Genomic DNA, 23533 nt, shown 5'->3' with positions numbered 1-23533 from the left:
TTGCGGCACTTTAGATGGCAAGCCCAGGTGCCCGAGAGCCTAGACTTAGGTCGTGAAGAGCCCGTAAACAAAGGGTTATCGAGGCCGTTCGAATTGCGCTTGCTGGCACCATCGGCATGCTTGCCGCGCAACAGTGTCGAGACTATGGTGCGCGGCTTCGCTTTCGGCTAGAAGGCGCCCGATGCAGTCGCCCAAAAGCGGGAACCGGTTTTGGGACGATGACACGCATAAACAAACAAGTCCCAAGGAGTTGGACGACATGCTGAGAGGCTCGCTTACTGCGCTCGTGACACCGTTCGAAAAGAGCGGGCGTTTCGACGAGAAAGCCTTTCGCGCCTTCGTCGAATGGCAACTTGGCGAGGGCACGACGGGCCTCGTCCCGGTCGGCACCACCGGTGAGTCGCCGACGCTGTCGCATGACGAGCATCGCCATGTCGTCAAGGTCTGCATCGATGTGGCCAAGGGCCGCGCTCCGGTCGTCGCCGGCGCCGGCTCCAACAACACCGCTGAAGCGGTCGGTCTGGTGCAGTATGCCGAGCAGGCGGGCGCCGACGCCGCTCTGGTCGTCACGCCTTATTACAACAAGCCAACACAGCGCGGCTTGTACGAGCATTTCGCTGCCGTCGCCAGGGCGACCAAGCTGCCGATCATCATTTACAACATCCCGCCGCGCTCGGTGATCGACATGATGCCGGAGACGATGGGCAGGCTGGCGCACGACTTCAAGAACATCGTCGGCGTCAAGGATGCCACCGGCAAGGTCGAGCGCGTGTCCGAACAGCGCGCCACCTGCGGCAAGGAGTTCATCCAGCTTTCAGGTGAGGATGCCTCTGCCCTCGGCTTCAACGCTCATGGCGGTGTCGGCTGCATCTCGGTGACGTCGAATGTCGCGCCGCGGCTGTGCGCCGAATTCCAGGAAGCCACACTGTCCGGTGACAGCGCCAAGGCGCTGGAATTGCAGGACCGTCTGCTGCCGCTGCACAAGGCCATCTTCCTCGAGCCCGGCCTGTGCGGCGTCAAATACGCGCTGTCGAAAATTGGCAAGGTCGAGAACGTGGTGCGCTCGCCGCTGGTGACCATCGAGGCGTCGACCGCCGAGAAGATCGATGCGGCGATGAAACACGCCGGCTTGATAAATTAAGGATGAGGCGCCACCTCTCCGCATCATGAACCAGGTCAGAAAAGCCGATCCCAACAACAAGACCGTTGCGGAAAACCGCAAGGCGCGGTTTTCCTATGAGGTGCTCGACACGGTCGAGGCCGGCCTTGTGCTGACCGGCACCGAGGTCAAGTCGTTGCGCCAGGGTCAGGCCAACATCCAGGACAGCTACGCCTCGGTCGAGGGCGGCGAGATCTGGCTGATCAACTCCTATCTGCCGGAATATCTGCAGGCCAACCGCTTCAACCACGAGCCCAGGCGGCGCCGCAAGCTGCTGCTCAACAAGCGCGAGATGGCAAAACTGGCGCAGAGCATCGATCGCGAAGGCATGACGCTGGTGCCGCTGAAAATCTACTTCAACGACCAGGGCCGTGCCAAGCTGCTGCTCGCCGTCGGCCGCGGTAAGAAACTGCACGACAAGCGCGAGAGCGAAAAGCAGCGCGACTGGTCGCGCGAAAAGGGCCGGCTCATGAAGGAACGCGGCTAGAACCTCGGGCAGTCCCAGAAAAGCCAGACGTCGGCTTTCAAGTTTCGAACAGCTGCAGCAGCGACACACGATGGGGAAAGGTTTGAAGAACCGGATCATCCTCTGGGGTGCGGCCAGTCTGGTCTTTGCCGGCCTCGTCGCGGCAGGCGGCTTCTTCTATTTCCGGACCTTCTCGCCGGATCGTGACAGCTATCCGGTCAGGGGTATCGACGTTTCCCATCATCAGGGTGAGATCGACTGGCGCCGCGTTGCCGCCGACGATGTCGCCTTCGCGGTCATCAAGGCGACCGAGGGCGGCGACCATGTCGACGATGCCTTCGCCAAGAATCTGCGCGAGGCGCGCGCGGCCGGCCTCGCCGTCGGCGCCTATCACTTCTTCACCTTCTGCCGGCCGGGCGCCGACCAGGCGAAAAATTTCATCGCGGTGGTGCCGCACGACCAGCCGCTGCTGCCACCGGTCGTCGACATCGAATTCGGCGGCAACTGCCCGCAACGCCCGTCGCCGGAACAGCTGAGCGCGGAACTCCAGGCCTTCCTCGGACCGGTTGAAGCTGCGTTCGGCAAGCCGGCGATCATCTACCTGACCGACGAGGCTGAGGACGCCTATGCCGGGAAAATCGACGTTCGCCCGCTCTGGCGTCGCTCGTTGCTCCTGGAGCCAGGTCGCAACGACTGGATCTACTGGCAGTACCACAATATGGGCCGCGTCGACGGTATCATCGGCGATGTCGATCTGAATGTGCTGAAGGGCGGGCAGGAGAAGCTGGCTGAGTTGTTTGCCGCGCCTTGACCTGGCGTGCTCGACCGGCGCGAGATTGGAACCAAACATCGCGGCGCTGATCGGCCCTACCCAGCGTTCCGGCCAGTCTGCGCGCTAACGAAGGTCGGTTTCAGACCGAGCGCTTCCGGGACTTTCATGATTGTCGCAATTCCGGCTTCCCGTCGCCGCTCAAGGCTTTGGAGAGCGCCTGTCTCGTCATGCCTGCCTTTCGGCAAGCTTCGTCATCCGCGCCCGGGCAAGCCAAGGGCAAGATCGTGCTGGCGGGGTTCTGAAGGCGTTAATTGCGCAGGAAGGCGGCGATGTCGCTGAATACCTTGACAAACATGGGTTCGGTCAAAACACCGGTGTTTGTGTTGTAGCGCGAGCAATGATAGCTGGAAAACAGCGTGACGCCGCCGGCCGGCAACCGACCGCCGTGCTTGAACGGATAGGCAGCGACGCGCTGACCGAGCGCCCTGACGGTCGACTGGTGGGCGATCGAGCCCAGCGCCAGCACGGCGCGCAATTTTGGAAAGCGCGCGATCGTCGGCACCAGAAAGCTGCGGCAAGTGGAGATCTCGGCGCCGACCGGCTTGTTCTCCGGCGGCACGCAGCGCACCGCATTGGTGATCGCGGTGCCGATCAGTTCGAGCCCGTCATCCGGCCGCGCCTTGAACTCGCCGCGGGCAAAACCGTGAGCGATCATCGTTGAGTAGAGCAGGTCGCCGGCATAGTCGCCGGTGAACGGTCGCCCGGTGCGGTTGGCGCCGCGCAGGCCGGGCGCCAGCCCGACGATCAGCAGCTCGACGGCGTCCTCGCCATCAGGCGGCAGGAAGGTCGGCACCGGCGCGTTGAACCACGACGGCTCGCGCCGTCGCCAGTCTGAGATGAAATCATGCAGGCGTGGGCAGAGGGGGCAGTCGCGGTCGGGTTCGGGAGCGGCCTCCAAGGCCGCCGCCGTCAATAGTCTTCCTCTTCGACTTCGGCCGGCTCGGGCCTGCGCACCGGCCGTTCGGAGGGATCGCGGCCGACCTCGTTCTTCAGCGAGGTCAAATCGATGAAATGGTCGGCCTGGCGGCGCAGATCGTCCGAGATCATCGGCGGTTGCGAGGCCATGGTCGAGACGATCGAGACCTTGCGGCCGCGCCGCTGTAGCGCTTCGACCAGTGTGCGGAAATCGCCGTCGCCGGAGAAGATGACATAGTGGTCGACGACATCGGCAAGTTCGAGCGCATCGACGGTCAGTTCGATGTCCATATTGCCCTTGATCTTGCGGCGGCCGGTCGAGTCGGTGAACTCCTTGGCCGGCTTGGTCACCACCTTGAAGCCATTATAGTCGAGCCAGTCGATCAAGGGACGGATCGAAGAGTATTCCTGATCCTCGACCAGAGCGGTGTAGTAATAGGCCCGCAGCAAATAGCCGCGCTTCTGGAAGCTGGACAGCAGTTTGCGGTAGTCTATGTCGAAGCCGAGTGCGCGCGAGGTGGCGTAGAGATTGGCGCCGTCTATGAATAGAGCGATTTTTTCACGGGGGTCGAACATGGCAATATTCCTTTTTCGAAATAGGTGGCGGACTAATCGAAATGGGTCGTTATATCGCTCGGCTCGTAAATAAACCGGCTGACCTATCGTCAACCGAGATAGCGCCAGTTTTACGGCAATCCAAGGGTGCCGGGGCGCACTGCAAGCAATTGTGATCGGAGCCGTGTCGTCGCCGGTAGGCGGGCTTCGCCGGCAAGGCATTCACCGGCGCCCAGAAACTGGCATCCGCCAGCCCACGAGGCCACAGCGCCATAATGCTTGTATTTCGGCGGCGTTCGGGTTATGGACCGCGCCTGTTTTCCATCAAATCCAGGCATGAAAGGGGCAATCAATGGCCCGCGTAACCGTTGAAGACTGCATCGACAAGGTCGACAACCGCTTTGAGCTCGTGCTGCTCGCCGGCCATCGCGCCCGCCAGATCAGCCAGGGCGCGCCGATCACCGTGCCGCGCGACAACGACAAGAACCCGGTCGTGGCGCTGCGCGAGATCGCCGACGAGACGCTGTCGCCCGACGACCTCAAGGAAGATCTGATCCACTCGCTGCAGAAGCATGTCGAGGTTGACGAGCCCGAGGCCGACGGCGAGGCGATCGCCGACCAGACCGGCAACGCAGTTGCAGCTACCGACGCCGACGACGCGGAAGAAAACGTCACCTTTGATCGCATGACCGAGGAAGACCTTTTGGCCGGCATCGAGGGCCTGGTTCCCCCGGAAAAGAGCGACGACTACTAATCGCTGCCCTGGACCTGCCGGGAATATGGTTCCGGCACTTCCGTCCCGTGAGTTTCGTGGCTATCTATGAGATGCGCCGTACATCAGTGCGGCGCATCAATCATTTCAGCACCGTGAGAACCCGCCCATGATGCGTCAGTATGAGCTTGTCGAGCGCGTCGCGCGCTACAAGCCTGACGTCAACGAGGCGCTGCTCAACAAGGCCTATGTCTACGCCATGCAGAAGCATGGCCACCAGAAGCGCGCTTCCGGCGATCCCTATTTCTCGCATCCGCTCGAAGTCGCCGCCATCCTCACCGAAATGCACATGGACGAGGCGACGATCGCCGTCGCCTTGCTGCATGACACGATCGAGGACACCACCGCGACGCGGGCCGAGATCGACGATCTGTTCGGCCCCGAAATGGGCAAGCTGGTCGAAGGCCTGACCAAGCTGAAGAAGCTCGATCTCGTCTCCAAGAAGGCCGAGCAGGCGGAAAACCTGCGCAAGCTGTTGCTGGCCATCTCGGAGGATGTCCGCGTTCTGCTGGTCAAGCTCGCCGACCGTCTGCACAACATGCGCACCCTCGACCACATGCCCGAGGCCAAGCGCCTGCGCATCGCCGAGGAGACGATGGACATCTATGCGCCGCTCGCCGGGCGCATGGGCATGCAAGGCATGCGCGAGGAACTGGAAGAGATCGCCTTCCGCTTCATCAATCCGGAAGCCTATCGCGCCGTCACCGCGCGGCTTGCCGAGATATTCGAGCGCAACAAGGGCGTGCTGACCGACATCGAAAAGGCGCTGTCAGCGCTGTTCGAAAAGCATGCCATCAACGCCGGCGTGAAGAGCCGGCAGAAGAAGCCGTGGTCGGTGTTCCGCAAGATGGAGGCCAAGGCGCTGTCCTTCGAGCAGCTCTCAGACATCTTCGGCTTCCGCGTCGTCCTCGACAGCGTCGAAGACTGTTACCGCGCGCTCGGCGCCATCCACACCACATGGTCGATGGTGCCTGGCCGCTTCAAGGATTACATCTCGACGCCCAAGCAGAACGACTACCGTTCGATCCACACCACCATTGTCGGCCCCTCGCGCCAGCGCGTCGAACTGCAGATCCGTACCCGCGAGATGAACAAGATCGCCGAATATGGCGTCGCCGCCCATTCGATCTACAAGGACACCGGCGGCAAGACGAACGGCGCCGCCCATGCGATCTCGAAGGAGACCAACGCCTATGCCTGGCTGCGGCGCACCATCGAGCAACTGGCAGAAGGCGACAACCCGGAAGACTTCCTCGAAAATACCAAGCTGGAGCTGTTCCAGGACCAGGTATTCTGCTTCACGCCCAAGGGCATGCTGATCGCTCTGCCGCGCGGCGCCACGCCCATCGACTTCGCCTATGCCGTGCACACCGATGTCGGCGACACCTGCGTCGGCGCCAAGGTCAACGGCCGCATCATGCCGCTAATGACGGAACTTAAGAACGGCGACGAGGTCGAGATCATCCGCTCCAAGGCGCAAGTGCCGCCGGCGGCGTGGGAGTCGGTGGTGGTCACAGGCAAGGCGCGTTCAGCCATCCGCCGCGCCACCAAGAACGCCATTCGCAAGCAATATTCAGGTCTTGGTGCCCGCATTCTCGAGCGCGCCTTCGAGCGCGCCGGCAAGACTTTCACCAAGGAAAGCCTGAAGCCGGTGCTGCACCGGCTGGCGCGCAAGGACATCGAGGATGTCCTTGCCTCGGTCGGGCGCGGCGAACTTGCCTCGACCGACGTCATGAAGGCGGTCTTCCCAGACTACAAGGACGAGCGTGTCACTGTCAGCGCCCCCAAGCAGCGCGAGGAGGGCTGGTCGAAGATCCGCAACGCCGCCGGCATGCTGTTCCAGATGCCCGGCACCCGAGCCGCGCGCAAGGACAAGGACCAGCCGCGCGATGGCGCGGTACCGATCCGCGGCGTGCGCGGCGACCTGCCGGTGCGTTTCGCGCCGGAAGGGGCCGTGCCAGGCGACCGCATCGTCGGCATTGTCCAGCCGGGCACCGGCATCACCATCTATCCCATCCAGTCGCCGGCGCTGCAGGCCTTCGACGACCAGCCGGAGCGCTGGATCGACGTGCGCTGGGACATTGACGAGCAGACCAAGGAGCGCTTTCCGGCGCGCGTCTCGGTCACCGCCATCAACGCGCCGGGCTCGCTCGCCGATATCGCCCAGGTCGTTGCCTCCAACGACGCCAACATTCATACGCTGTCGATGGTGCGCACCGCGCCCGACTTCACCGAAATGCTGATCGATCTCGAAGTCTGGGATCTGAAGCACCTCAACCGGCTGCTGTCGCAGCTCAAGGATAATTCGAGCGTCAGCGATGCGCGGCGTGTGAATGGGTGAATAGTGAATAGTGAATAGTGAATAGTGAATAGTGAAAGAAGGCGCTCTCACTACCATTCACCATTCACCATTCACCATTCACCATTCACCATTTCACCATTTCACCATTCACCATGGACATGGGGCGAGTTATGAATACCGACGAGGTGCTGGGCATTTTCCGCGAGGCGGGCGCTGTTCTGGAGGGGCATTTCATCCTGACGTCCGGCCTGCGCAGCCCGGTCTTCTTGCAGAAGGCGCGCGTCTTCATGCATGCCGACAAGACCGAGCGGCTTTGCAAGGCGCTGGCCGAGAAGATTCAAAAGGCGGTGCCGGGCAAGATCGACTACGTCGTCGGCCCGGCGATCGGCGGCCTGATCCCGGCCTATGAGACGTCGCGCCATCTCGGTGTGCCTGCAATCTGGGTGGAGCGCGAAGGCGGCGAGTTCAGGCTGCGCCGCTTTGAGATCGCTGCCGGCTCGCGCGTCGTCATCGTCGAGGACATCGTCACCACTGGTCTTTCGATCCGCGAAACCATCGACTGCCTGCGCGCGATTGGCGCCGAGGTCGTGGCGGCGGCCTGCATCATCGACCGCTCGGCCGGCAAGACCAATGTCGGCGTGCCGCTGATCGCGCTTGCCGAATACGAGGTCCCGGCCTATCCCGCCGACCGCCTGCCGCCGGAACTTGCCGCCATTCCCGCCGTTAAGCCGGGAAGCCGCAACATCTAGGGGACATCACCATGATCGCCGGCATCGATCATTTCGTGCTGACGGTCCGCTCTGTGGAGGACAGCTGCGCCTTCTACCAGCGGGTGCTTGGCCTCAAGCGCCTCGACGAGCCGAACCGGCCGACGGCGTTGCTGTTCGGATCGCAGAAGATCAATCTGCATCAGGTGGGCCGCACCTTTGAGCCCAAGGCCAAGGTGCCGATGCCTGGGTCCGGCGATTTCTGCCTGGTCGCCGCAAGGCCGCTTGCCGAGATTTGCGCCCGTCTGGAAGCCAATGGCGTTGCCATCGAAGTCGGTCCGGTCGAGCGCACCGGCGCCCGCGGTAAGATGATCTCGGTCTATTTCCGCGATCCGGACAGCAATTTGGTCGAAGTCAGCGAATATCGGGAATAGTCTATCCGCCTCGGCGTCGTCTTCCCGGGCAGGCCTGATCGTCGTCATGAAAGTCTCGCTTGGATGTTGTGTTGTCCTCAGTTTCGCCCCAATGGCGCTCTTGTTACCCGCCTGCGGCAGACCATCGCGGCGGCGTTTCATTGTTCCGCCGCAAGGCAGTCGCTATATCAAAGTCGTTGTTGCCTTTCTGCGCCCTCGAAGCGCAAGATGGAGCGACCGCGCCCGGCCAGGGATGGTTGCAATTTGGGCGTGATGAACCGGGAACTGGAACAGAGTGCTTTTTCGACGCCGAAAGCCTGATGGCATTCTGGAGCGGGTGCGTACCTATCTGTGGCCGCGCCGCTCGTTTTCGCGCTCGTTGCAATATTTCTCCAAGCGCATCCTGCGGCTGAAGGCGACACCGCATGCGGTGGCGGCCGGCGTCGCGGCCGGCGTTTTCGCCTCCTTCTTTCCGCTCGGCTTCCATTTCGCCGTCGCCGCCGTGCTCTGCTGGGTGGTCGCCGGCAATCTGGTGGCCGCCGCCCTCGGCGCGGTATTCTTCGGCAATCCGCTGACTTTCCCGCTGCTGTGGGGAGCGTCCTGGGAAGTCGGCAAGCTGATCCTGCATGAACGCCTGCCCAAGAACGGACCGCCTGCGCATCTTGGTGAGATGATGCACACGCTGTCGTTTGCAAAACTGTGGCATCCGGTGCTCGAGCCGATGCTGATCGGCGCGGTGCCGCTCGGCCTGATCTTCGGGCTGATCTTCTACGGTATCACCCGCTGGGGGATGACAGCCTTTCGCGAGCAGCGCAGGAAGCGCATGGCAGAGCGGGCGCATAAGGCCGGGCACGGCGGACGGGAAGTTCCGGCGGAATGATCATCGGCATCGGCAGCGACCTGATCGACATCAGACGCATCGAAAAGTCGCTGGAACGGCATGGTCAGCGCTTCATCCAGCGCATCTACACCGAGGTCGAACAGGTCCGCTCGGAAGGCCGCAAGGGCCGCGCAGCCTCCTATGCCAAGCGCTTCGCCGCCAAGGAGGCCTGCGCCAAGGCGCTTGGCACCGGCCTGGCGCAGGGCGTGTTCTGGCGCGACATGGGGGTCGCCAACCTGCCCAGCGGCGCGCCGACCATGGCGCTGACCGGGGGAGCGGCGGCACGGCTGGCCAAAATCCTGCCACAGGGGCACAGAGCGGCGATCCACCTCACAATCACCGATGATTTCCCGCTTGCTCAAGCCTTTGTGATCATCGAGGCGTTGCCCGCCGAACAAGCGCCACATTGATTGCATCAGACGACCGCTATCTAACGCCGACTTGACGTTGCCCAGCGCGCGCCGAGACTCTATACCATCCAACGCACAATCGAGGACGACATGAGCGTGGCTGAAAAATCCGAGAAGAAATCCGGCGGGCTTGGCGAAATCGTCAGCGTCATCATCCAGGCTTTGCTGCTGGCCATGGTCATCCGCACCTTGTTGTTCCAGCCCTTCTCGATTCCGTCCGGCTCTATGCGGCCGACCTTGCTCGAAGGCGACTATCTGTTCGTCACCAAATGGTCCTATGGTTTCTCGCGTTATTCGCTGCCATTCGGACCCGACATCTTTTCCGGCCGCATCTGGGGTTCCGATCCGAAGCGCGGCGACGTGGTGGTCTTCAAGTTCCCGCCGGATCCGTCGCTCGACTACATCAAGCGCGTCGTCGGCCTGCCCGGCGACAAGATCCAGATGGAGGACGGCCAATTGTTCATCAACGGCCAGGGCGTGCCTCGTGTGAAAACCGGCCAGATCCAAAATCCTGATATCACGGAAGTGCCTGAGCCGGTCGACGTCTATCGCGAGACCCTGCCCAACGGTGTCAGCTACGACACGCTCGACCTGACACCGAATTCGATCACCGACAACACCCGCGAGTTCGTCGTGCCCCCCGGCAACTATTTCATGATGGGCGACAACCGCGACAATTCCTCCGACAGCCGCCTCAGCGTCGGCTACGTGCCGGCGGAGAACCTTGTCGGCCGCGCCAACATCGTCTTCTTCTCGATCGCCGGGAAGGCGAGCCCCCTCGAGATCTGGAAATGGCCGTCGCTCGTGCGCCTGTCGCGCCTGTTCCATTTCGTAAATTGATGGCTTTGAAGCGCCCGACGGGTGAGACTCTGGCCGATTTGGTGACAGCCAAAACCGGCCATTCCTTCCGGGACGTCCGTTTGCTCGAGACCGCGCTGACCCATTCCAGTGCGGTCAAGGCAAGCAGCAACAACCAGCGCCTCGAATTCCTTGGCGACCGCGTGCTCGGCCTGATCGTTGCCGATCTGCTTTTCGAAAAGTTTCCTGAAGCGCCGGAAGGTGAAATCGCCCCGCGCTTCAATGCCTTGGTCGATGCGCGGACATGCTCCGAGATCGGCATTGAAATGCAGCTCGAAGATCTGGTTCGGGCCGACGCTGCCTTGAAGGCGCGCTCGCGCGGCTCGGGCGGAAACTATCTGGCGGATGCGGTCGAGGCGCTGATCGCGGCGGTCTATATCGACGGCGGCCTCGATGCCGCAAGGCAATTCGTCCTGCGTTACTGGGAGCCGCGCTCGCAAAAGGTGGTGGCCAAGCCGCCCAATCCGAAATCCGACCTGCAGGAATGGATCGCCAAGACCAGTGATGTCAGGCCCGAATACGCGATCGAGAGACGCGAGGGACCTGAACATCAACCGGTTTTCACGGTGTCCGTGAAGGTCGGCGGTTTTGCGCCGGCAAGCGGCACGGGCGGCTCTCGTCGCGCAGCCGAAGAAGCGGCGGCATCGGCGTTTCTTATGCGCGAGGGCATCTGGGCCAACCACGGGAGTGCGGCATGACCGCCAGCGAAGATCTCCCTCCGGCCGCGGAGGCCACGCATTCCGGTTTCGTTGCCCTGATCGGGGCGCCCAATGCCGGCAAGTCGACGCTGGTCAACCAATTGGTCGGCGCCAAGGTGTCGATCGTCACTCACAAGGTGCAGACCACCCGCGCCATCGTGCGCGGCATCGCCACGCATGACAACGCGCAGATCGTCTTTGTCGACACGCCCGGCATCTTCAAGCCGAAGCGCCGGCTCGACACCGCGATGGTGACCAGCGCCTGGGGTGGCGCCAAGGACGCCGATATCGTGCTGCTGCTGATCGATGCCGAGCGCGGCATCAGGGGCGACGCCGACGCCATCCTCGAGCGGCTGAAGGACGTCCGCCAGCCGATGGTGCTGATCCTCAACAAGGTCGACCGGGTCAAGCACGAGGCGCTGCTGGCCCTGGCCGCGGCAGCAAACGAAAAGGTGCCGTTCAAACGCACCTTCATGGTCTCGGCGCTGACCGGCTCCGGCTGCAAGGATTTGCTCGACTATCTCGCGCAAGCGCTGCCGGTCGGCCCCTGGTATTATCCGGAAGACCAGATCTCGGACCTGCCGATGCGCCAACTGGCCGCCGAGATCACCCGCGAGAAACTGTATCTGCGGCTGCATCAGGAGTTGCCCTATTCCTCCCATATCGAGACCGAGAAATGGGAAGAGAAACCGGATGGCTCGGTACGCATCGACCAGACCATCTATGTCGAGCGCGACAGCCAGAAGAAGATCGTGCTCGGCCACAAGGGCGAGACGATCCGCGCCATCGGCCAGTCGGCGCGCATGGATATAGCCGGCATTCTCGAGCAGAAAGTGCACCTGTTCTTGTTCGTCAAAGTGCGTGAAAACTGGGGCGACGACCCCGAACGCTACCGTGAGATGGGGCTTGAGTTTCCCCATTGAGCTTCATCGTCTAGAAATGCCGCCCGGCAGTTTGAGACGATGACATGCCTGATCCAAAACCGACCATCGATACCGATCTCGTGCGCCGGCTGGTCAACGCGCAGTTTCCGCAATGGCGGCATCTGCCGGTGAGGCCGGTGGCGTTTGGCGGCTGGGACAACCGAACCTTCCACCTCGGCAATGATATGACTGTGCGGCTGCCGAGTGCCGCACCATATGCCTTGCAGGTCGAAAAAGAGCACCGCTGGCTGCCCAGGCTGGCGCCGCTTCTGCCGCTGCCGATCCCGGTTCCACTGGCGATGGGCGAGCCTGGGGAGGACTACCCCTGGCAATGGTCCGTCTACCGCTGGATCGACGGCGAAACAGCCAAGACCGCCGAAATCGCCGATCGCCCACAGTTCGCGGTCGATCTGGCCAAGTTCCTCATTGCGCTCCGGCGGATCGATCCGGCGCGCGGGCCGCCCGCGGGCCAGCACAATTTCTTCCGCGGCGGATCGCCGAGCGTGTATGACAACCAGACAAGGGAAGCACTCCAGGCGCTGGAGGGGCAGATCGACACCCAGGCGGCTACCGCTGTCTGGGATGCGGCCCTTGCCGCCACCTGGCAAGGGTCGCCCGTCTGGTTTCACGGCGACGTCGCCTGGGGCAACCTTCTGGTCCAAAACGGCCGTTTGAGCGCCATCATCGACTTCGGCACCTCAGGCATCGGCGATCCCTCCTGCGACCTGGCGATCGCCTGGACGTTCTTCCAGGGCGAGAGCCGGGAGGCGTTCCGCGCCGCGATCGGCGTCGATGAAGCGACCTGGGCGCGCGGCCGCGGCTGGACGCTGTGGAAGGCGCTGATCACGGTTGCCGGACACGACGCCAACCAAGCCGAAGCCGAGCGATCGCGCCGCGTCATCGACGACGTCCTGGCCGATCACCGGGAATTCGCGTGATCAGAGCCTTTCGACGATGTGTGGGGATCCAATGTCAGCACAGATCGCACGCGGCGCGCCAAAATCTTGATTTCGCCACGCAACCGGTGACAAGCTCCTGCCATGGAATGGCGCGACGAGGGAATCATACTCGGCACCCGCAAGCATGGCGAAACCAGCGCCATTCTCGAGGTAATGACGCGTGCGCATGGCCGCCATCTCGGCCTGGTGCGCGGCGGCCGATCGCGCAAGCAGCAGCCGGTGCTGCAGCCCGGCAACCGCGTCGACCTTTTGTGGCGGGCACGCCTAGACGAGCATCTCGGCACCTTCCAGGCCGAGGCGATCGAGATGAACGCCGCCCGGTTGATGGACAGCGCTGTCGCCGTGTACGGCTTGCAGACCATGGCCGCGCATCTCAGGCTCCTGCCGGAGCGCGACGCCCATGGCGGCCTGTATGAGACGCTTGCAGTAATGATCGCCCATCTCGACGATTCCGATGCCGCCGGCGAACTGGTGGCGCGCTTCGAACTGCTCATCCTCGACGAACTCGGCTTCGGCCTCGATCTCAGCCAATGCGCGGCGACCGGCGCCAGGCAGGATCTGGCCTATGTCTCGCCGAAATCCGGCCGTGCCGTGTCGCGAGCCGCCGGTGCGCCGTGGCGCGACAAGATGCTGGCGCTGCCGGCCTTCCTGCAGCGCGGCTCCGGCTTGCGGGCGGACCACGCGGCACTCGAGGACGCCTTCCATCTGACCGGTTTCTTTTTCACCCGCCATGTCTACGAGCCGCGCGGCATTGAACAGCCCGATGCCCGTGCCGGCTTCCTCGCCGCCTTGCGCAAGCATCATTCGGGCGGCAATGCCGCCACTACGGCAGACGCTGCGCCAGAAAGGGGAGGGAGACTCGGTGGGTGCTGACCTCCGCAACCGTCCAGGTTCACAGCAAAAGCTGCATGCGGCAGCATTCCTCCCCCTTGTGGGGAGGGTTAGGGTGGGGGTACTCGTAGGGCAAGAGCCTCAGCCGGCCTTGCGATGCCCCATGAAATCATCGAGGATGGCGCGCTGACCGCCGAGGATCTTGAGGCTGGCCTCCGCGAAGGAAAACCAGCCGGCCCTGTCGATTTCGGGAAATTCCCTCGTCACGCCTGACCTGGGCGGCCATTCCATCGTGAACATGTTGCTTTTAACGGCATCGGGATCGAAATCGGCTTCGACACTCCAGGCGATGACGATCTTGCCGCCGGCTTGCCGATAGCTGCCGACAGGCTCGAAATCACCCTCGATGCTGACTCCGAGTTCTTCCCCAGCCTCGCGCCGGGCGGCGGCCAACTCATCTTCATTGTCCTCGACGAGGCCCTTGGGGATCGACCAAGCGCCTTCATCCTTCCTTGCCCAGAATGGGCCGCCGGGATGGACGAGCAGAAATTCGAGAATGCCGGCCCTTGTCCGGTGGATCAGCAGCCCTGCACTTCGTTTCGGCATTCGATTTCCTCGTAGTTCATCCGAGGATAGCATGGCTCCTGGGCAAGTGGCGGCGGCATGCCATTCCTGGCTATCTCAGATGATGGGTGAGGATAAAGACCGTAGGCCGCTGGAATTTGCCGACGAAACATGCTCGATAACTTCTTTTCGGCCACCATTGCGGTGGCGTGACTTGAATAGCCGTCTGGGGTGGCCGTGTGGCCGCCGCAATTGTCAGTGAAAACTGGCCTGGTTTGGGGGAACCGCCATGTTTGAAAGCCTGATTGGCGCCGTCGTCGTTATCGTGCTTTTTGTCCTCGTCTTGCGCCAGCAGGGCCGCGTCAGTCTGATCGAGCGCGAGCTCGGAGCGCTGCGCAGCCTGGTTCTGTCCGGAGTGCATGCGACACCGCCCGTTGCCAAACCGGCCGAGCAGGCTGCAAGCGCACCGGCGGATGCCGCTCACGCTAGCGCACCAGTTGCCGACATAGCTTCGCCAACAACAGCAGACGCGGCACATGCCCAGGCACCGGCCGCCGAAGCCGATGCGGCCACCAGCGAGGCCGTGCCAGAACTGTCGGCCGCGGCCAAGGCGGCATTCACCGGATCCGCGCCTGCCGCCACGTCGAAGGCAGCCCGCCAGTCAGAGGTCGAAACGGCGCTCGGCACCCGTTGGGCGGTCTGGGTCGGCGGCGTCGCGCTGGCCCTGGGCGGCCTGTTCCTGATCCGCTACACCATCGAGGCCGGCATTTTCGGCCCTGAAGTGCGGCTGTCCCTGGCGGCGCTGCTCGGCCTGGTGCTGATCGGCGGCGGCGAGTTCATCCGCCGCACCGGCTTCAAGGTGCCGGTGCAAGGGGCTGCAGGCGCCTATATTCCGGCGATCCTGACGGCTGCCGGCGCCTTCATCCTGTTCGGTACGGTCTATGCCGCGCATGCCATTTACGGTTTCGTCGGGCCGGCCTTCGCCTTCACCGTGCTCGGCGCCATCGGCGTGGCGACCATTGTCGCCGCCCTCGTCCACGGCCAGGCCCTGGCCGGCATCGGTCTCGTCGGCTCGATGGCGACGCCGGCGCTTGTGTCCTCGCAGGCGCCCAACCCATGGGCGCTGTTCGTCTACCTGGCGATCGTGCTTGCCGCTACAGCCGTGATCGCCCGCATTCGCGACTGGAAATTCCTGATTGCGGCGGCCTTCTTCGGCACCGGCGCCTGGACCATCGTCTACATGATGAGCACGCTAGTCGCCGACCTTGCCGTCATCCTGTTCATCGACGCGGTGACGCTGGCGGTGCTTGCCTTTGTCTGGCTGGGCACACGTGACAGCGAAGCGGAGACGGCGAAGACCGGCTTCGACTGGCCCTCGATCGTGCCAGGCGTTTTCGTTGCGTTTTCAGCGCTAGGCCTGTCCGTCGACACGACGCTGGTCGCCGCCGGTGGCGCCTTGCCGGGCGCCTTCGTCCTCGTCGCCCTTGTCGCCACCGCACTCTACCGGCCGCGCGCGCTGCCGCTGCTGCATGCCGCCGGCGTGGTGAGCGTGATGATCCATCTCGGCATCATTCCGCCCACCACCATCGGCTCCGACATAACCCAGGGGAATATCGGCTTTGACGGCATGCCGGTGGCGGCCGGAAATCCGTTGACGCTGCGCATCGGCATTGGCCTCGGCCTGGTCTTCATCGGCGCCGGCTTCTGGGCCGCACGCCGCTTCGCCGCCTCAGCACGGGTCCGCGCGGCATGCTGGGCGGCATGGGGCGTCGCTGCGCCGCTGCTTATTCTGCTGACGCTGTGGCTTGCCTACGGCAATCTCGACCGCGACCTTGTCTACGCAGAGATAGCTGCCCTTCTGGTTGTTGTCTTCGCTGCCGGTGGCGAATGGATCGCGCGCGCCGAACAGCCGCCGCTCAAGGGCGACATCGCCGTCTCCTTCGCGCTTTGCGGCTCGGCTCTGGCCGGCCTGCTGATGCTGCACATGGCCTTCGGATCCGGCTGGACGACCATTCTTGCCGGCGTTGCCGCCATCGTGCCGGCGCTGGCGACGCGGTGGCGCAGCTATCCGGTGCTTGGCTGGATTTCGGTCGGCGCGGTCGTTGCCGTGCTGGGCCGCGTCGCCTTCGATCCGACCATCGTCGGCGCCGAGTTCCTGACGACGACGCGGGTGTTCAACTGGCTGCTGCCGGGATACGGCGTACCGGCGCTAGCCTTCGGCTTTGCCGCCTGGCAACTCGCGCGTACCACCCCCGCACTACCAACAGCTGGTAATGGCCGGCCGCGCCTAGCGATGGAGGCGGGTGCAGCCCTGTTTGCGCTGCTCACCGTCGCCATGCTGGTGCGCCACGCCATGCATGGCGGCGTCATCGACACCGGTCCGGTGACGCTCGCCGAACAGGCGATCTATACGCTGATCGCCATCGGCGCCGGCGCGATACTGGTGGCCATCGACATGCGCTCGCCAAGCTCTGTGCTGCGCTACGGCTCGATGGCTGCCGGCGTGCTCTCGGTCGCCTTCATCGTCCTCCAGCATTTCCTGGTGCTCAATCCGCTGTTCACCGACGAATCGACCGGCCAGATCCCGGTGTTCAACCTCTTGTTCCTGGCTTATCTCCTGCCGGCCATCGCTGTCGGCGGGCTGGCGCTCTATGCCAGGGACAAGCGGCCGCCATGGTATGCGCAGATGCTGGCGGTGGTGGCGGCATTGCTTGTCTTCGCCTACGCCACACTGTCGGTCAGGCGCGTGTTCAAGGGCGAGTTCATCGGCCTGTGGAGCGGCCTCGGCCAGCTCGAGACCTACACCTATTCGGCGCTCTGGCTGGTCATTGGCGTCGTGCTGCTCACCGCCGGCGTCTGGCTGAAGTCGCAGGTGCTGCGCATCGCCTCGGCGGCGCTGATCGCGATTGCCGTGGTAAAAGTCTTCCTGTTCGACATGTCGGAACTGGAAGGCGTGCTCAGGGCGCTGTCCTTCATCGGTCTTGGCGCCGTGCTGATCGGCATCGGCCTGTTCTACCAGCGGCTGCTGACGCGGGCGGCGAGGGAGGCCAACGCTGCAACTTGAAGTGATATACGAGATGGAATATATCAATATCCAACGGAGGATATTCGATGCCGCTCTATATCCGCGACGACGAAGTGGATGCGCTGGCCAGCAGATTGCAACGCGAGACGAACGCTCCGAGCAAAACGGAGGCGGTGCGGGTCGCGCTCGTGCACGAACTTGAGCGCAATCGGGCGAAGGTGCCGCTGCGCGATCGGATCGCCAGTCTTCAGGACAGGGCCAGGAAGCTTGGCCTGCCCAATCCCGATTTCGATATGAAGAAGTTCACCGACGAGATGTGGGAAGACTGATGTTTGTCGACGCGTCGGTGATCGTCGCCATTCTCAACCAGGAACCTGGGTGGGAGGAATTGCTGAAGCAGCTATCCGGTTTTTCCGGGCAGGTCTGGGTTTCTCCGTTGGTTCACTTCGAAGCAACACAGGCATTGGCAAGGGCCGGCGCCGGCCCGCGCAGACCCAGCGCTGAAGCCCTTCTCCATGCCCGCGATCTGATCGATGAGTTCATTGTGGAGATCATGGGAGAGAGTCTGGCCATTGACGACAACATCGGCTCTCGGGCCATTGACGCGAGTGCCCGTTACGGCAAAGCCGTTGGCCACAAGGCGGATCTGAATCTCGGGGACTGTTTTGCTTACGCCTGCGCGAAAAGCCGCGATCTTCCACTGCTATACAAAGGCCATGATTTTGCACAGACCGATTTAGGATAATTCGGCCCTTTTGTTGATTGCGGGGAATAATTTAGCCGATCAACTCGTTATCTCACTGCTTGGGTGACCGGGGCGGCAGACCGCTTCGCGCTGGCCGCTTGCGCCGCGCCGGGAAGGCGCGTTCAATCGGGTTAAACAAGGGCGACCTCAGAACCAGCGGTCATGGACGAAAAGAAGGCAGCAATCCTTGGCGAAATACCGCGCCTGCGCCGCTACGCACGCTCGCTTCTGCGCGACCGCGAATCCGCTGACGATCTCGTCCAGGATTGCCTCGAACGAGCGCTCTTGCGGCTTGAAAGCTGGCAGACGGGAGAAAGCCCCCGGAGGTGGCTGTTTACGATCATGCATCATTTGTTCATCGATCAGATGCGCAAGGTGAACCGGCGCGGTGAGGCGGCGATCCTGCCGCTTGACGCAAACGAGGCGCAGGCAGTCCCCGCCGAGCAGGCCGAGAACGCCGCCTCGCGCGAGATCATCGACGCATTGCAGGCGATCAGCCCCGACCGCCGCGCCGCTCTAGTCATGGTCGCCATCGAAGGATTCTCCTATGCCGAAGCCGCCAACATTCTCGGCGTGCCCGCCGGCACGCTGATGTCGCGCATAGCGCGCGGACGCGAGGAGCTGCGCAGCCTGCTCGATGACACGGCGCGCCGCCGCTCGATAAGGATCGTCGAGAAATGACCCGCCGCGATTTTTCCGAACGCGATATCCACATGGCTCTCGACGGCGAGCTGCCGGGCGACGAGCGCGCCGCCTACGACGCCTGGATCGACGCCAATCCCGAAATGAAGGCGAAAAGCGCCCGCTACACCGCCGACCGCGCCGCGTTGCGCGCCGCCTTTGCCGGTGTGCTCGACGAGCCCGTGCCGGTGCTGTTCAAGCAGATCGTTAGCGGTGAAGGCGCGACCAAGGCGGCGGCGCGGCAGTCGCGCTGGTGGCTTGCGGCCGCGGCGGCCGCAGTGCTCGTCATCGGCGGTCTTGGCGGCTATTTTGCCGGCATCGACGGCATCGGCAGGGAAGATGGCGCCGATGACCAACTGGCCGAAGAGGCGATCGCCGCCCATGTCATCTATGCCGCCGAACAGCGCCATGCGGTGGAAGTGCCGGCAAGCGACAAGGATCACCTGCAGACCTGGCTGTCCAACCGCGTCGGCCTGAAACTGGTGGCGCCGGATCTGGTGGCGGAAGGCTTCCAGCTGGTTGGCGGCCGGCTGCTGCCCGCCGGCCAGGGCAAGGCAGCGATGCTGCTTTACGAGGACGCCAAGGGTCAGCGCATCTCCTTGTTCGTTACCGCTGATTCCTCAGCCAAGTCCAAGGGCACCTACATGGCGGACGCCGACGGCCCCGAGGCGGTCTACTGGCTGGACAAGGGCTATGCCTGCGCCGTCGTCGGCTCGCTGCCGCGAGAGCAGCTGGCCGCGGTCGCCAAGCGCGCCTACGGTCAGCTTCTGGCCGGTATCGCCAGTTGAGCACATTCGGTTTTGGCGTCATGCGCCGAGGCGGCGCCGCACCTGGCGGTGCCGCGGTCACCGCCCGCCACTCGCGGTGGAACTGTCACAATTCGGCCCTATTCAAGGTGCGATAGCGCTTGGCTGATATCGGCGTTTCGGCTGATGTTTGCGACGTTTTTGACCGCGGCCTTTTCCTCCACCCAATCGAGGTTTTCCAAACCCGCATGCCTGCCGAGATTCGCAAGGCCCGCGCGTCCGACGTCGATGACCTCGCCGCCATCGAGAAGGCGGTTTTTTCCAGTGACCGCATTTCCCGGCGCTCCTTCCGCCTGTTGATCGAACGCGAGACAGCCGAGATGCTGGTCGCCGAAAGCGATGGCCGTGTCGCCGGCTACGCCATCGTGCTGTTTCGCAAGGGCAGCGGCGTCGCCCGGCTCTATTCGCTTGCCACCAGCCCGTTTTTCAGCGGCCGCGGCATTGGCCGCATGCTGCTTGCAGCGGCCGAAGAAGCTGCCTTCGAGCACGACCGCATGATGTTGCGCCTCGAAGTGCGCGAGGACAATCTTCGCGCCATCGGCATCTATGAGCAGAGCGGCTACCGCAAGATCGGTCGCGAGCCCCACTATTACGAGGATGGCGCCACCGCGCTGCGCTACGAAAAGACCTTGCGCGGCGATATTCCGGTCGCCACCAAAGTCCCGTTCTACCAGCAGACCTGCGAGTTCACCTGCGGTCCATGCTGCCTGATGATGGCGATGGCCAATTTCGATTCCGGCTTCGTGCCCGATCCGGTCATGGAAATCCGCCTATGGCGCGAGGCAACGACCGTGTTCATGATGTCCGGCCCGGGCGGCTGCGAGCCCTTCGGCCTTGCGGTTTCCGGCTACGAAAGCGGGCTTGCGGCGGAAATCTTCGTGTCCTTCTATGGCGCGCTGTTCTTGCAATCGGTGCGCAGCGACGACAAGCGCCGGGTGATGGAACTTGCCCAGGTGGACTTTCGCCGCCGCGCGGAACTTTACGGCATCCCGGTGAATTACCGTCCGTTCACCATCGATGATATCCGCGGCGCCCTGGCTCAGGGAAAACTGGTGCTGGTGCTGATCAGCGGCTTCCTGATGTTCGGCAAGAAGGTGCCGCATTGGGTGCTGGCTATCGGCGACGATGGCGACCACATCCTGATCCACGATCCCTGGGTCGAGGACGAAAGACAGGAGACCATCCTCGATGCCGCCAACATTCCCGTGCCGCACGGCATCTTCATGAACATGGCGCAATTCGGCCGCGACGGACTGCGTGCTGCCATCACTCTTGGGAAACGCTGATAACAATGACCTGGGTCATCCTCACCGGCCGTCAGAACGATCTCGACCCGGCGGCGACGCCGCACAAGATCATCACCAACCGTGACTATCTTGCGCATCCGGCGCTGTTTCGCGGCCAGCAGCCGAAGGTCATCAACCTGTCGAACAATTACGCCTACCAGAGCCGCGGCTATTATGCCTCTCTGCTCGCCGGTTCGCGCGGCCACAAGGTCATCCCGACGGTCGAGACGATGATCGACCTGTCCGAGCGCAAGCTCTACGAGCACGCGCTGCCGGAACTGGAGCTGGCGCTCAACAAATGTCGCAAGGATCTCGGTGGCGTATTCCCGCAAAAAATCTGCATCTTCTTCGGCATCGGACCGTCGAAGGTCTGGGACCGCTTCGCCAAGCTGTTGTTCGACTGGTTCCGCGCTCCGGCGCTTGAGGTTCACATCAAGGACAGCGCCGAATGGGCTTCGATCCGCAAGATCGGCTTCCTGCCGCTGGCCAGGATGGCCGAGGAGGAAGAAGCCCTCTTCGTGCAGGCGCTCGAGACGTACACCAACCGCGAGTGGCGCGACACCAAGGGCCGCACGCCGGCACGCTACACCTTCGCCACGCTGGTCGATCCGCATGAGGAACTGCCGCCGTCGGAGATTTCCTCGCTGCGTTACTGGGCCAAGATCGCCGAAAAGATGGGCGTCGAAATCGAGCCGATCACCAGGAAGGACCTGGCCAAGCTCGCCAATTACGACGCGCTGTTCATCCGCGAGACCACCTCGATCTCAAACCACACCTACCGCTTCGCGCGCCGCGCCCAGCAGGAAGGCATGCCGGTGATCGACGACCCGCTGTCGATGATCCGCTGCACCAACAAGGTCTATCTCAACGAACTGATGGCCTACAACAAGGTGCCGGTGCCGCCGACGGTGATGATAGCCGGCACCTCGGACCTCGAACTGGCGGCGCAGACGCTGGGCTTTCCGCTGGTGCTGAAGATCCCGGATTCATCGTTCTCGCGCGGCGTCAAGAAATGCGGCAACTTCGAAGAACTGAAGACGCTCGCCACCGAGTGGCTGGAGGATTCCGATCTCCTGATCGCGCAGAAATTCATCCCGACCGAATATGACTGGCGCGTCGGCGTGCTCGGTGGGCAGCCGCTGTTTGCCGTGCATTATCTGATGGCGAAAAAACACTGGCAGATCGTCAACCACAAGGCCAGCGGCAAGCCCGACCAGGGCGGCATCAAGACCTTCACGCTGAAAGAGACGCCGCCGCATGTCGTCGACACCGCGGTGAAGGCGGCGCGCTGCATCGGCGACGGGCTTTACGGCGTCGATCTCAAGGAAACCAAGGATGGCGTCTTCGTCATCGAGGTCAACGACAACCCGAACCTCGACCATGGCTGGGAGGATTCCGGCGAAAAGGACGAAGTCTGGGTGCGGCTGACGCAATGGTTCCTGGAGCGGCTGGACCGTCCCGGGCGTTAGTTTGCGGTCCCGGGCGGTAATTCAACCGAGGGGGAAAAATGCAGTTCATCGTCATCGAGGATTTCACCGGCTGCGACCGCAAGGAGATCTACCGCCGTTTCGGCGAGCGCGGCAGATTGAAGCCGGACGCGCTTGTCGTGCACCACTCCTGGATCGCGGCTGATATGAGCCGCTGCTTCCTGCTGGTCGAGGCCGATGACGTCACGCTGCTGCAGCGCTGGGTCATCGAATGGTCTGACCTGGTGGAGTTCGAGATCATTCCCGTGGCGACGAACAAGGACATGGTCGCCGCACTGGCCGGCCATCTCTGAGCAGTTCGGTCCATCAGCCGAGCACCGGCGAACCCACCGACCGCCGGCATTCCTCAATCAGCCAATTGCGAAACGCCGCCACCAGGTCGCGCCTTGCACTGCGTTCCGGGATCGTCAGGCAATATGGCTGACGCAGCGCGATCGATAGGGCATTCGCCCGGACCAAACGGCCGTCTTCCAGCGCCCCGGCGCAATAAATGCCTTGCGCCAGCGCCACGCCCAGCCCTGAAATGGCAAGGTCGAGCGCTGCCCGCGACGAGTTCGCCGACAGGCCGCGCTGCACTGCGCGGCCGGGCTCTATGCGCGCCGCCTCGAACCAGGTGCGCCAAGACGGAAACGACGCGCCGGTCGGTCCCCAGTCGGTGTGAATCAGTGGCAGGCCGGCGAGGCTGTCGGTTTTGGCGGTGAGTTCTGGCGCGCAGACGGGGTAGACGGCGTCCCTGACGATCTCCTCGGTCGGGTGTTCACGATAGTGCGGGCCGAAGGACAGCCGGATGTCGATCAGTTCGCGGTCGAACGGCACCGGATCGTCATCGCCGCGCAGGGATATGTCGACGGCGCCGTGGCTGGCGACAAAGCCGGCGAGGCGTTCGGAAAGCCAGCCCATCGCCATGGACGGCGGCACCGATACGACAAGCCGCGGGCGGAAGGCATCGCTGCCACGCGCGATGCTGCCGATCTCCCGAAAAGCCAGGGTCAGCCGGGGCAGCATCTCGACGCCGGCTTCCGTCAGCACCACGCGGCGGTTGACGCGATGGAACAGTTTTCGACCCATCTGCTCCTCGACGGTGCGAATGAGCTGGCTGACCGCAGCCGCCGAGATCGAGAGCTCATCCGCCGCTGCGGCGAAACTCCCCGAGCGCGCCGCCGCCTCGAAGGCTTGAAGTCCTCTCAGGGAAGGAAGCGCGGTCATTGGGTGATCCGATAGGTAAGGTCAGCTTATCTGTGTCGCAGAAATCCTCGTCT

The 23533-nt window shown here is 63.3% G+C and carries 26 protein-coding genes; 22 read left to right on the top strand and 4 right to left on the bottom strand.

Annotated features, from left to right (window positions below):
• The first annotated feature begins 259 nt into the window (after positions 1–259).
• The 3 genes from dapA to NLY42_RS27870 all read left to right on the top strand — a co-directional run bounded on the left by dapA (position 260) and on the right by NLY42_RS27870 (position 2436).
• A complete protein-coding gene (gene dapA / locus NLY42_RS27880; protein WP_023727558.1) occupies positions 260–1141 on the top strand; it encodes a 4-hydroxy-tetrahydrodipicolinate synthase in 882 nt (293 codons plus the stop codon).
• Positions 1142–1166: 25 nt separating this feature from the next.
• On the top strand, positions 1167–1646 hold the full coding sequence (smpB, locus tag NLY42_RS27875) for an SsrA-binding protein SmpB (protein ID WP_023687280.1): 480 nt from the start codon (positions 1167–1169) through the stop codon (positions 1644–1646).
• An 82-nt stretch (positions 1647–1728) separates the two neighbouring features.
• Positions 1729–2436 carry a glycoside hydrolase family 25 protein gene (locus NLY42_RS27870; protein WP_023754780.1) on the top strand — a complete coding sequence of 236 codons (708 nt, stop codon included), beginning with the start codon at positions 1729–1731 and terminating at the stop codon, positions 2434–2436.
• A 268-nt stretch (positions 2437–2704) separates the two neighbouring features.
• Here the strand turns inward: NLY42_RS27870 and NLY42_RS27865 are convergent, their stop codons facing one another.
• Together NLY42_RS27865 and NLY42_RS27860 are read right to left on the bottom strand one after the other, a co-directional pair.
• Positions 2705–3370 carry a uracil-DNA glycosylase gene (locus tag NLY42_RS27865; protein ID WP_023754779.1) on the bottom strand — a complete coding sequence of 222 codons (666 nt, stop codon included), beginning with the start codon at positions 3368–3370 and terminating at the stop codon, positions 2705–2707.
• Positions 3367–3948: a LabA-like NYN domain-containing protein gene (locus NLY42_RS27860; protein ID WP_023670234.1), complete on the bottom strand. Its 582-nt coding sequence runs from the start codon at positions 3946–3948 to the stop codon at positions 3367–3369. The genes NLY42_RS27865 and NLY42_RS27860 overlap by 4 nt, the downstream gene beginning before the upstream one ends.
• A 331-nt stretch (positions 3949–4279) precedes the next feature.
• Here NLY42_RS27860 and rpoZ point away from each other — a divergent pair, with 331 nt between their 5' ends.
• The 11 genes from rpoZ to recO all read left to right on the top strand — a co-directional run bounded on the left by rpoZ (position 4280) and on the right by recO (position 13722).
• Positions 4280–4681: a DNA-directed RNA polymerase subunit omega gene (gene rpoZ / locus NLY42_RS27855; RefSeq protein ID WP_023670235.1), complete on the top strand. Its 402-nt coding sequence runs from the start codon at positions 4280–4282 to the stop codon at positions 4679–4681.
• Positions 4682–4808: 127 nt separating this feature from the next.
• On the top strand, positions 4809–7040 hold the full coding sequence (locus NLY42_RS27850) for a RelA/SpoT family protein (protein WP_023743763.1): 2232 nt from the start codon (positions 4809–4811) through the stop codon (positions 7038–7040).
• Between the two features lie 131 nt (positions 7041–7171).
• Positions 7172–7750 carry an orotate phosphoribosyltransferase gene (gene pyrE, locus NLY42_RS27845; protein WP_023754778.1) on the top strand — a complete coding sequence of 193 codons (579 nt, stop codon included), beginning with the start codon at positions 7172–7174 and terminating at the stop codon, positions 7748–7750.
• An 11-nt stretch (positions 7751–7761) separates the two neighbouring features.
• Positions 7762–8142 carry a VOC family protein gene (locus NLY42_RS27840; RefSeq protein ID WP_023747464.1) on the top strand — a complete coding sequence of 127 codons (381 nt, stop codon included), beginning with the start codon at positions 7762–7764 and terminating at the stop codon, positions 8140–8142.
• A 274-nt stretch (positions 8143–8416) separates the two neighbouring features.
• Positions 8417–9001 (top strand): DUF2062 domain-containing protein, encoded by a 585-nt coding sequence (locus NLY42_RS27835; RefSeq protein WP_023754777.1) that lies wholly within the window; start codon positions 8417–8419, stop codon positions 8999–9001.
• Positions 8998–9411, top strand: a complete 414-nt coding sequence (gene acpS / locus NLY42_RS27830; RefSeq protein ID WP_023670240.1) for a holo-ACP synthase — start codon at positions 8998–9000, stop codon at positions 9409–9411. The genes NLY42_RS27835 and acpS overlap by 4 nt, the downstream gene beginning before the upstream one ends.
• A gap of 90 nt (positions 9412–9501) precedes the next feature.
• Entirely contained in the window at positions 9502–10251 is a 750-nt protein-coding gene (lepB, locus tag NLY42_RS27825) for a signal peptidase I (RefSeq protein WP_023754776.1), read from the top strand.
• The gene (gene rnc, locus NLY42_RS27820) at positions 10251–10967 is read left to right on the top strand and encodes a ribonuclease III (protein ID WP_023754775.1); all 717 of its coding nucleotides are present in this window, start codon (positions 10251–10253) and stop codon (positions 10965–10967) included. Before lepB ends, rnc begins: the two co-directional genes overlap by 1 nt.
• Positions 10964–11890 carry a GTPase Era gene (gene era / locus NLY42_RS27815; RefSeq protein WP_023754774.1) on the top strand — a complete coding sequence of 309 codons (927 nt, stop codon included), beginning with the start codon at positions 10964–10966 and terminating at the stop codon, positions 11888–11890. The genes rnc and era overlap by 4 nt, the downstream gene beginning before the upstream one ends.
• A 44-nt stretch (positions 11891–11934) precedes the next feature.
• The gene (locus tag NLY42_RS27810) at positions 11935–12828 is read left to right on the top strand and encodes an aminoglycoside phosphotransferase family protein (RefSeq protein ID WP_023754773.1); all 894 of its coding nucleotides are present in this window, start codon (positions 11935–11937) and stop codon (positions 12826–12828) included.
• Between the two features lie 102 nt (positions 12829–12930).
• Positions 12931–13722, top strand: a complete 792-nt coding sequence (gene recO / locus NLY42_RS27805; RefSeq protein ID WP_023692858.1) for a DNA repair protein RecO — start codon at positions 12931–12933, stop codon at positions 13720–13722.
• A 99-nt stretch (positions 13723–13821) separates the two neighbouring features.
• Here the strand turns inward: recO and NLY42_RS27800 are convergent, their stop codons facing one another.
• Positions 13822–14286, bottom strand: coding sequence for an NUDIX hydrolase (locus tag NLY42_RS27800; RefSeq protein WP_023754772.1), 465 nt, complete (start codon positions 14284–14286; stop codon positions 13822–13824).
• Between the two features lie 247 nt (positions 14287–14533).
• Here NLY42_RS27800 and NLY42_RS27795 point away from each other — a divergent pair, with 247 nt between their 5' ends.
• The 8 genes from NLY42_RS27795 (at position 14534) to NLY42_RS27760 (ending at position 22567) form a co-directional block, all read left to right on the top strand.
• Positions 14534–17308 (top strand): DUF2339 domain-containing protein, encoded by a 2775-nt coding sequence (locus tag NLY42_RS27795; RefSeq protein WP_023670247.1) that lies wholly within the window; start codon positions 14534–14536, stop codon positions 17306–17308.
• A 47-nt stretch (positions 17309–17355) separates the two neighbouring features.
• Positions 17356–17598 carry a type II toxin-antitoxin system VapB family antitoxin gene (locus NLY42_RS27790; RefSeq protein ID WP_023670248.1) on the top strand — a complete coding sequence of 81 codons (243 nt, stop codon included), beginning with the start codon at positions 17356–17358 and terminating at the stop codon, positions 17596–17598.
• Positions 17598–18014 carry a type II toxin-antitoxin system VapC family toxin gene (locus tag NLY42_RS27785; RefSeq protein WP_023670249.1) on the top strand — a complete coding sequence of 139 codons (417 nt, stop codon included), beginning with the start codon at positions 17598–17600 and terminating at the stop codon, positions 18012–18014. The genes NLY42_RS27790 and NLY42_RS27785 overlap by 1 nt, the downstream gene beginning before the upstream one ends.
• A 162-nt stretch (positions 18015–18176) precedes the next feature.
• Positions 18177–18695 carry an RNA polymerase sigma factor gene (locus NLY42_RS27780; RefSeq protein ID WP_023670250.1) on the top strand — a complete coding sequence of 173 codons (519 nt, stop codon included), beginning with the start codon at positions 18177–18179 and terminating at the stop codon, positions 18693–18695.
• Entirely contained in the window at positions 18692–19483 is a 792-nt protein-coding gene (locus NLY42_RS27775; RefSeq protein WP_023687291.1) for an anti-sigma factor family protein, read from the top strand. Before NLY42_RS27780 ends, NLY42_RS27775 begins: the two co-directional genes overlap by 4 nt.
• Before the next feature lie 206 nt (positions 19484–19689).
• Positions 19690–20787, top strand: a complete 1098-nt coding sequence (locus NLY42_RS27770) for a peptidase C39 family protein (protein ID WP_023692865.1) — start codon at positions 19690–19692, stop codon at positions 20785–20787.
• Between the two features lie 5 nt (positions 20788–20792).
• On the top strand, positions 20793–22256 hold the full coding sequence (locus NLY42_RS27765) for a RimK family ATP-grasp domain-containing protein (RefSeq protein ID WP_023692866.1): 1464 nt from the start codon (positions 20793–20795) through the stop codon (positions 22254–22256).
• 38 nt (positions 22257–22294) lie between these two features.
• On the top strand, positions 22295–22567 hold the full coding sequence (locus tag NLY42_RS27760; RefSeq protein ID WP_023670254.1) for a DUF3303 domain-containing protein: 273 nt from the start codon (positions 22295–22297) through the stop codon (positions 22565–22567).
• A 13-nt stretch (positions 22568–22580) separates the two neighbouring features.
• Here NLY42_RS27760 and NLY42_RS27755 read toward each other — a convergent pair whose 3' ends face one another.
• Positions 22581–23480: a LysR substrate-binding domain-containing protein gene (locus NLY42_RS27755; protein ID WP_023754771.1), complete on the bottom strand. Its 900-nt coding sequence runs from the start codon at positions 23478–23480 to the stop codon at positions 22581–22583.
• Positions 23481–23533: the final 53 nt, after the last annotated feature.

The organism is Mesorhizobium sp. C372A (assembly GCF_030323245.1).
Lineage (GTDB): Bacteria > Pseudomonadota > Alphaproteobacteria > Rhizobiales > Rhizobiaceae > Mesorhizobium.
This window is presented reverse-complemented; position numbering and strand designations above follow the sequence as displayed.